Source organism: Alcanivorax sp. UBA3183 (assembly GCF_002364155.1).
Taxonomy (GTDB): domain Bacteria; phylum Pseudomonadota; class Gammaproteobacteria; order Pseudomonadales; family Alcanivoracaceae; genus Alcanivorax; species Alcanivorax jadensis.
In genome coordinates, this window is sequence record NZ_DEXN01000039.1 from 180331 (window position 1) to 187031 (window position 6701).

The following is a 6701-nucleotide window of genomic DNA, read 5'->3' on the forward strand; positions in this document are numbered from 1 at the left end:
CGACCACAATGCTCAACCGCATGACCCAACTGTTCCCGCTCTGGGCCCTGCTGTTTTCCCTGCTGGCCTACTGGCAACCAGCCCTGCTGGTCGGCGGCAAAGACGCTATTGTGCCATTGCTCATGCTGATCATGTTCGGCATGGGCCTGTCGCTCACCTGGGAGGATTTTCAGCGGGTGCTACGCCAGCCGGGCATTATCGGCCTGGGGCTGCTGCTGCAATACAGCCTGATGCCGCTGCTCGCCTTTGCCATCGGCATCGCCCTGCAGCTTCCCCAGGAATTACTGGTGGGGCTGGTGCTGGTGGGTGCCTGTCCCGGCGGTACCGCGTCCAACGTGATCGCCTATCTGGCGCGGGCAGATGTAGCCCTGTCAGTGGCCATTACCTTTGCCTCTACCCTGGTGGCGGTCGTTGCCACGCCATTGCTGACCTGGGTGTATCTGGGGGAACGCATCCCGGTGCCCATTGACGGCATGCTGATTTCATTGCTGCAAATCGTGCTCTTGCCGGTCACCGTAGGCTGTTTCCTCAATACCCGCTTTGCCCGCCAGCTGGCACCGCTGCGCGATGTCTTTCCGCTGGTTTCTGTGGCCGCCATTGTGGTGGTGATCGGGATTATCGTGGCCCTGAACCAGGGGCGCATTGCCCAGGCAGGCATTGCCATCTTTATTGCGGTGGTGGCCCACAACGGTCTCGGCCTGGCCAGCGGCTACGGCATCGCACGGCTGTTGCGCCTGGATAAAAAGCGCGCCCGCACCCTAGCCATCGAAGTGGGCATGCAGAATTCCGGTCTGGGTGTGGCACTGGCCGTAAAACACTTCAGCGCCATGGCCGCCCTGCCCGGTGCGCTGTTCAGCATCTGGCACAATCTGTCCGGGTCGTTGTTGGCGACAATTTGGAGACGCAGCCCCGCAGAAAGCCCCCGTAGGAGCGGCGCTTGAGCCGCGAATAATCAGTCTCGAGTTACGAGAAGCGAGTTTCGAACCCCAGACCTCGACACTTTTTTGATCTTCGGAACTCGCTTCTCGTAACTCGCAACTTTCCGGCTGTTCGCGGCTCAAGCGCCGCTCCTACGGGAACGCGATCTTTACGGCGCGAGCCGCTCCCGCACCCAACTCCCGTCCGCCTGTTTGCGGTAACGGAAACGGTCATGCAGTCGGCTTGGCCGACCGTGCCAGAACTGGATTTCCGTGGGCGTGATGCGATAGCCACCCCAGTTGGCAGGTCGGGGCACTGGCGCTTCCGGGTGCTGCTGTTGCAAGGCTTCCACTTCCGCTTCCAGCCATTCCCGGCTGGTCGGCTGGCTTTGCGGGGAAATGGCCGCGCTGATCTGGCTGGCGTAGGGTCGCGACGCAAAGTAGCTTTCCGATTCCTCTTCATCCACCTTGCTGGCTTCACCGATCACAATCATCTGCCGGTCAAAGGGCTGCCAGAACATGGTGAACGATACCTTGGCATTGGCCGCAATCTCTTCACCCTTGCGGCTGTCGTAATGGGTAAAAAAGGTAAAGCCGCCGCCTTCGATCCCTTTCAGTAATACCACCCGGGTAGAGGGTTGGCCGTCAGCACTGACCGTGGCCAGGGTCATGGCGTTGGGCAGCGGGAACCCGGCTTCGATGGCTTCATCCACCCAGCGCCGGGCCTGCTCTACGGGATTGTCGTGGAGGAGCCCTTCGCTAAGGCCCTCGGCATGATATTCTTCGCGTACGTCTTTCATGGTCTCCCCGGCGTTCAGACTGAGCCAACAGTATAGCGCCGCTACCGTGAAGACACCGAACCGGGATCAAGAAAACCATGCTGGATACCTCCGCCGAAAACCGCCGTCGCCATTCTCTGGACCCACATCAACCGGTGTGGCTGTTTGGCTATGGTTCGCTGATCTACAAGGCGGACTTTCCCTTTCTGGAACGGCGGCCCGCGACCATCCGCGACTGGGCACGCCGTTTCTGGCAGGGCTCCCATGATCATCGTGGCACCCCTGACCGCCCCGGCCGGGTGGTCACCCTGATTCAGACACCGGGCGCCCTCTGCACCGGAATGGCGTACCGGATTACCCCGGATGTGTTCGAGCATCTCGACCATCGGGAGAAAAATGGTTACCTGCGCTTTCGCACCCAGCTCACCTTTGCCGACGGGGATCAGGCGGACGGTCTGGTCTATATTGCCACCGAGGACAATGCCGCTTTTCTCGGACAGACCGACGAACTGCTGATTGCCCGTCACATCGCCACCAGCCAGGGCCCCAGCGGCAGCAACCGGGATTATCTGCTGCAGCTGGCCGAGGCGTTGCGGGACATGGACGCTGACGACGACCATGTCTTTACCATCGAACGGCACCTGCTCAGCCTGTAGGCTTTGCCGTCTCTCGTTGGCGCTTTGCTCGCAAAGCGAAGGCTTCTGACGGTCCGGGGTCTGAGATTCGCTTTGCATGCAAAGCTCCAACAGCGGCATTCACACCGCCTGCATATACCGATCCCAATAGCCATGCTGCGGCTCAATCTGCTCCACCACATCCACCCATAACCCGGACGGGTCACGCAGGCCGAAGCGGCGCTGGCCGAAAGGCTCGTCGCTGAGCGGGTAATCCACCTGGCCGTCACTGGCCTGGAAATCCGCCAGCGCCTGACGGGCATCCTCCACTTCGATCTCCAGGCACAGTCCCTGCCCGCCAAAGGTCTCCGGGCCCGGTGGGGCTGAGGGATGATCCGGGCTCATGAACGCCACCACGCTGCCCTGCTGCTCGTCCCCCAGCAGCACAAACCAGTCGCTGTCGAACAGCACATCCAGGCCGAAATGCTGTTGCCAGAAATCCCGGCAGGCCACTTTATGCTCGGTGACCACGATGGGGTAACGGTCGCTGATCTTCATCTGATACCTCCTTGTGAATAAAACAGACAATCAGTCTGTTTTGAGTAAATAAAAACAAACTGGTAGTTTGTTTGTCAACCAGAAGAGGACATCATGGCCACCAATGCCCAACGTCGCGCCCAGACCCGCGGCTGTCTGATCAATGCCGCCCGCCATTTGTTTGCCGAACAGGGCTACGCGGACACCAGTACGGAGACCATTCTGTCCGGTGCCGGGGTGACCCGGGGCGCCATGTACCACCATTTCCGCAACAAGGCGGAGCTGTTCGAAGCGGTTTGCGATCTGCTCAGCCGGGAAGCCATGGCAGCCATCGAGAAAGCCGTCGCCGGGCAGCGCGGTAGCCTGGCCACCCTGAAGGCTGGCAGCCTGGCCTGGGTGGATTTCATGGCCCGGGACGATGTGCGACGCATCCTGGTCGTCGAAGCCCCCTCGGTGCTGGGCCAGGAGCGTTGGCGGGCCCTGGACGAGCGTTACAGCTTCCCGCTGTTGCGTGAGGGCATTCGCGAAGCCATGGAAGAAGGCGCCCTGCACTTTTCCGGCAGCGCCGAAGGACTGGCCGTATTGCTCAACGGCGCCATGAATGCGCTGGTACTGAATGATCCCTGGGCCGAGAATCTGCCCCGCTTGCGCCAGGATCTGCTGGCGCTGTTCGATTGCTTTAGTGGAGAGACCCCATGAGCGCTTGCCCCTGCCAGTCCGGACTGGACTACGCACACTGTTGCCAGCCCCTCCACCAGGGCAAGCCGGCAGCCTCACCGGAAGCGTTGATGCGTTCGCGGTTTTCCGCCTTTGCGTTGAAAAATACCGACTACATCGCCCGGAGTTGGCACCTGAGCCAGCGCCCTGTCGGGCTGGACCTGGATGACGACCAGCAGTGGCTGGCTCTGGAGATCATCGCCAGTGGCGAAGAGGGAGATACTGGCTGGGTTCACTTTTGCGCCACCAGCAAGGATCGTCAGGGCTTGAGCGCACTCGAAGAACGCTCGCGTTTCGTGCGCGAAAACGGCCACTGGTATTACCTGGACGGCACACCCTCAGTCAGCGCATTAAAGCGTGGCAGAAATGATCCCTGCCCCTGCGGTAGCGGCAAGAAATTCAAGAAGTGTTGCGGGTGATGATCAGCTTCTAGCTACCAGGGACGAGCTACAAGACAGAAAAAAAATAGTGGGATTACTTCGTAGCTCGTAGCTAATTCTCTCCCGTCACGAAAACCGCAACAAGCCATCCTCCACCGGCTCTTCCAGTAAAATATGCTTATCCTTGCCGTAATGGTTGACCACCTTCCACGGGTGATGTCTCCCCTGGCGCGGCAGTTTATGGCTTGAACGTTTCACGTACCCGGAGGCCAGGGCGTCCATGATGGATCTGTCTGCCAGGGTCAGATCGCTGTCCCCTTCCGGGGTGACGACCGTCAGCCCTTCCGCGTCCATGTAATTGAGCAAGCGGCAAATATAGGCCGAGGCGATATCCGCTTTCAGGGTCCAGGACGCATTGGTATAACCGAATATCCAGGCCATGTTCGGTACGCCTTCCATCAGTACGCCCTTGTAAGTCATCCGCTCACTCACATCCAGGGGCTCGCCATCCAGGGACAGGCTCATTCCCCCCAGCACCTGCAGGTTCAGACCGGTGGCGGCAATGATGATATCCGCGTCCAGTTCGCGGCCGGATTTGAGACGAATACCGTTTTCCGTAAAGGTATCGATATGGTCGGTCACTATGTCGGCTTTGCCTTCGCGCAAATCCCGGAACAGATCCGCATCCGGCACCGCACAGAGCCGTTCATCCCAGGGCTGATAAACGGGCTGAAAATGTGTCATGTCGAAATCTTTCCCCACATGACGTTTCACGTTGGACAGCAGTAGCTTGCGGGTAAAGTCGGGATACTTTTTCGCGATCACATAGATCAGTCGCTGCAACTTGATATTACGCCAGCGGGCCATGCGGTAGACCCAACCGGACGGCAACACACGATCCAGTAATTCAGAAAACTTGTCGTAGGCGGGAACAGAAAAGATATAGGACGGTGATCGCTGCAGCATGGTGATGTGCGACGTTTCTTCCGCCATGGCCGGCACCAGTGTCACCGCTGTCGCACCGCTGCCGATCACCACCACCTTCTTGTCGCGGTAATCCAGGTCTTTGGGCCATTGCTGCGGGTGCACGCAGGTACCCTGAAACCGGTCCATACCGGGAAACTCCGGCAGATAACCCTGATCATAATTATAGTAACCGGTGCAGCCGATCAGAAAACGGGACAGAAAGGTTTCCGTTTCCCCGCTGTCTTCGCGCTCCGCCGTTACAGTCCAGCGATTCTCCGAGGAGGACCAGGCCGCCCCGGTGACCTTCAGACCATAATGAATATGCGGGCTGACCCTGTATTCATCGGCGGTCTCGTGAATATAGTTGCGAATGGATGGCCCGTCCGCCAGCACCTGCAGTTCATTCCAGGGGCGGAACCCATAGCCGAAGCTGAACATATCCGAATCGGAACGAATGCCGGGATAGCGAAACAGATCCCAGGTGCCGCCCATGGCCTGACGCCGCTCCAGAATGGCAAACGTCTTGCCGGCGCATTCTTTCTGCAGGTGACAGGCGGCGCCGATGCCGGAAAGCCCGGCGCCGATGATCAGCACATCAAATTCGTGGTGGCTACTGTTTTTCTCCATCCGTTGTCTCCCGAAAAATCCGCGAAAACCCGGCCCTGTCGCTTCTTCTGCGGCAACAGTGTCGCTTCCTTTCCCTCCCTATCCCAACGTAATTTATCGCCGTTAACAATCTTTTTATTCGCACCACCGCACTGCAAATTCTTTCCGCGAAAAGCCCCGCAAGGTTGCCAAGTTAATACAAACCATGGCTTGGCCATCCGCAATATTGGGTATAGCTTAAAACTGAAACCGTGATTTCATCGCGGCGCATGACATGAGCCTTTGCCGCCACGTTGAAATCAGCGATTAAGGTTCAAAGTGATAACTTTGCATGCAGGGTGGAGACATGAAATCAGCAGAACAAACCACCGCTTTTACAGACTGGCATGACGGCAAACGTTACCTATGGTTACTCAGCCCCGCCATTCCGGTACTGGCTGTGTCGTTTCTACTCATCTACATGTTTATCTGGGACTGGCCCGGCCTGCTCTGGGGCGGCCCCCTGTTGGTGTACGGCCTCATTCCCCTGGCCGACTGGGTCATCGGCACCGACACCAACAACCCGCCGGAATCTGCCGTCCCGCAACTGGAAGACGACAAGTATTATCGCCTGATCGTCTATGCCTATATCCCAACGCAATATCTCGCCACCATTATGGGCGCCTGGCTGGTAGCCCAGGGACAAACGCCGATGTGGGGATTGGTAGGCCTTGTCTTCAGTGTCGGCGCGGTGAACGGCATCGCCATCAACACCGCCCACGAACTGGGCCACAAGAAAACCAAAAACGAGCGCTGGCTGGCCAAGATCACCCTGGCACCAGTGGCCTACGGGCATTTCTTTGTGGAACACAACAAGGGCCACCACAAGAACGTGGCCACGCCGGAAGACCCGGCCAGTGCCCGCATGGGTGAATCCTTCTGGCGGTTCCTGCCGCGCACCATGATCGGCAGCGTCAAATCCGCCTGGCACATCGAGGCCCAGCGTCTGGAGCGTTGCGAGGATCCGCTGTGGTCGTTGAAAAACGAAAACCTGCAGGGCTGGTTGATGACAGTGCTGCTGTTCGGGCTACTGACCCTGTGGCTGGGCTGGATTGTGCTGCCTTTCCTGCTGTTGCAAGCGTTCTACGGCGCCTCCCTGCTGGAGGTAATCAATTACATGGAACGCGGTTTCGGATAATAAGTGCA

8 protein-coding genes are annotated in these 6701 nt (G+C 58.7%); 5 read left to right on the forward strand and 3 right to left on the reverse strand.

Features of this window, described 5'->3' with window-relative positions:
• Positions 1 to 8 precede the first annotated feature (8 nt).
• On the forward strand, positions 9 to 941 hold the full coding sequence (locus B3Q33_RS12700; protein ID WP_272961608.1) for a bile acid:sodium symporter family protein: 933 nt from the start codon (positions 9 to 11) through the stop codon (positions 939 to 941).
• A gap of 146 nt (positions 942 to 1087) precedes the next feature.
• Here the strand turns inward: B3Q33_RS12700 and pdxH are convergent, their stop codons facing one another.
• On the reverse strand, positions 1088 to 1717 hold the full coding sequence (gene pdxH / locus B3Q33_RS12705; RefSeq protein WP_272961609.1) for a pyridoxamine 5'-phosphate oxidase: 630 nt from the start codon (positions 1715 to 1717) through the stop codon (positions 1088 to 1090).
• 77 nt (positions 1718 to 1794) lie between these two features.
• On the opposite strand from pdxH, the gene B3Q33_RS12710 reads away from it, so the two are divergent.
• Positions 1795 to 2352 carry a gamma-glutamylcyclotransferase gene (locus tag B3Q33_RS12710; RefSeq protein WP_272961610.1) on the forward strand — a complete coding sequence of 186 codons (558 nt, stop codon included), beginning with the start codon at positions 1795 to 1797 and terminating at the stop codon, positions 2350 to 2352.
• Positions 2353 to 2451: 99 nt separating this feature from the next.
• Here B3Q33_RS12710 and B3Q33_RS12715 read toward each other — a convergent pair whose 3' ends face one another.
• Complete coding sequence (locus tag B3Q33_RS12715) at positions 2452 to 2868, reverse strand: VOC family protein (RefSeq protein ID WP_272961611.1); 417 nt, start codon at positions 2866 to 2868, stop codon at positions 2452 to 2454.
• Between the two features lie 93 nt (positions 2869 to 2961).
• Here B3Q33_RS12715 and B3Q33_RS12720 point away from each other — a divergent pair, with 93 nt between their 5' ends.
• The gene (locus tag B3Q33_RS12720) at positions 2962 to 3546 is read left to right on the forward strand and encodes a TetR/AcrR family transcriptional regulator (protein WP_272961612.1); all 585 of its coding nucleotides are present in this window, start codon (positions 2962 to 2964) and stop codon (positions 3544 to 3546) included.
• Positions 3543 to 3983, forward strand: a complete 441-nt coding sequence (locus B3Q33_RS12725) for a YchJ family protein (protein WP_272961613.1) — start codon at positions 3543 to 3545, stop codon at positions 3981 to 3983. The genes B3Q33_RS12720 and B3Q33_RS12725 overlap by 4 nt, the downstream gene beginning before the upstream one ends.
• 87 nt (positions 3984 to 4070) lie before the next feature.
• Here B3Q33_RS12725 and B3Q33_RS12730 read toward each other — a convergent pair whose 3' ends face one another.
• Positions 4071 to 5537, reverse strand: coding sequence for a flavin-containing monooxygenase (locus tag B3Q33_RS12730; protein ID WP_035250438.1), 1467 nt, complete (start codon positions 5535 to 5537; stop codon positions 4071 to 4073).
• Between the two features lie 325 nt (positions 5538 to 5862).
• On the opposite strand from B3Q33_RS12730, the gene B3Q33_RS12735 reads away from it, so the two are divergent.
• Positions 5863 to 6693 carry an alkane 1-monooxygenase gene (locus tag B3Q33_RS12735; RefSeq protein WP_273009130.1) on the forward strand — a complete coding sequence of 277 codons (831 nt, stop codon included), beginning with the start codon at positions 5863 to 5865 and terminating at the stop codon, positions 6691 to 6693.
• Positions 6694 to 6701 lie beyond the last annotated feature (8 nt).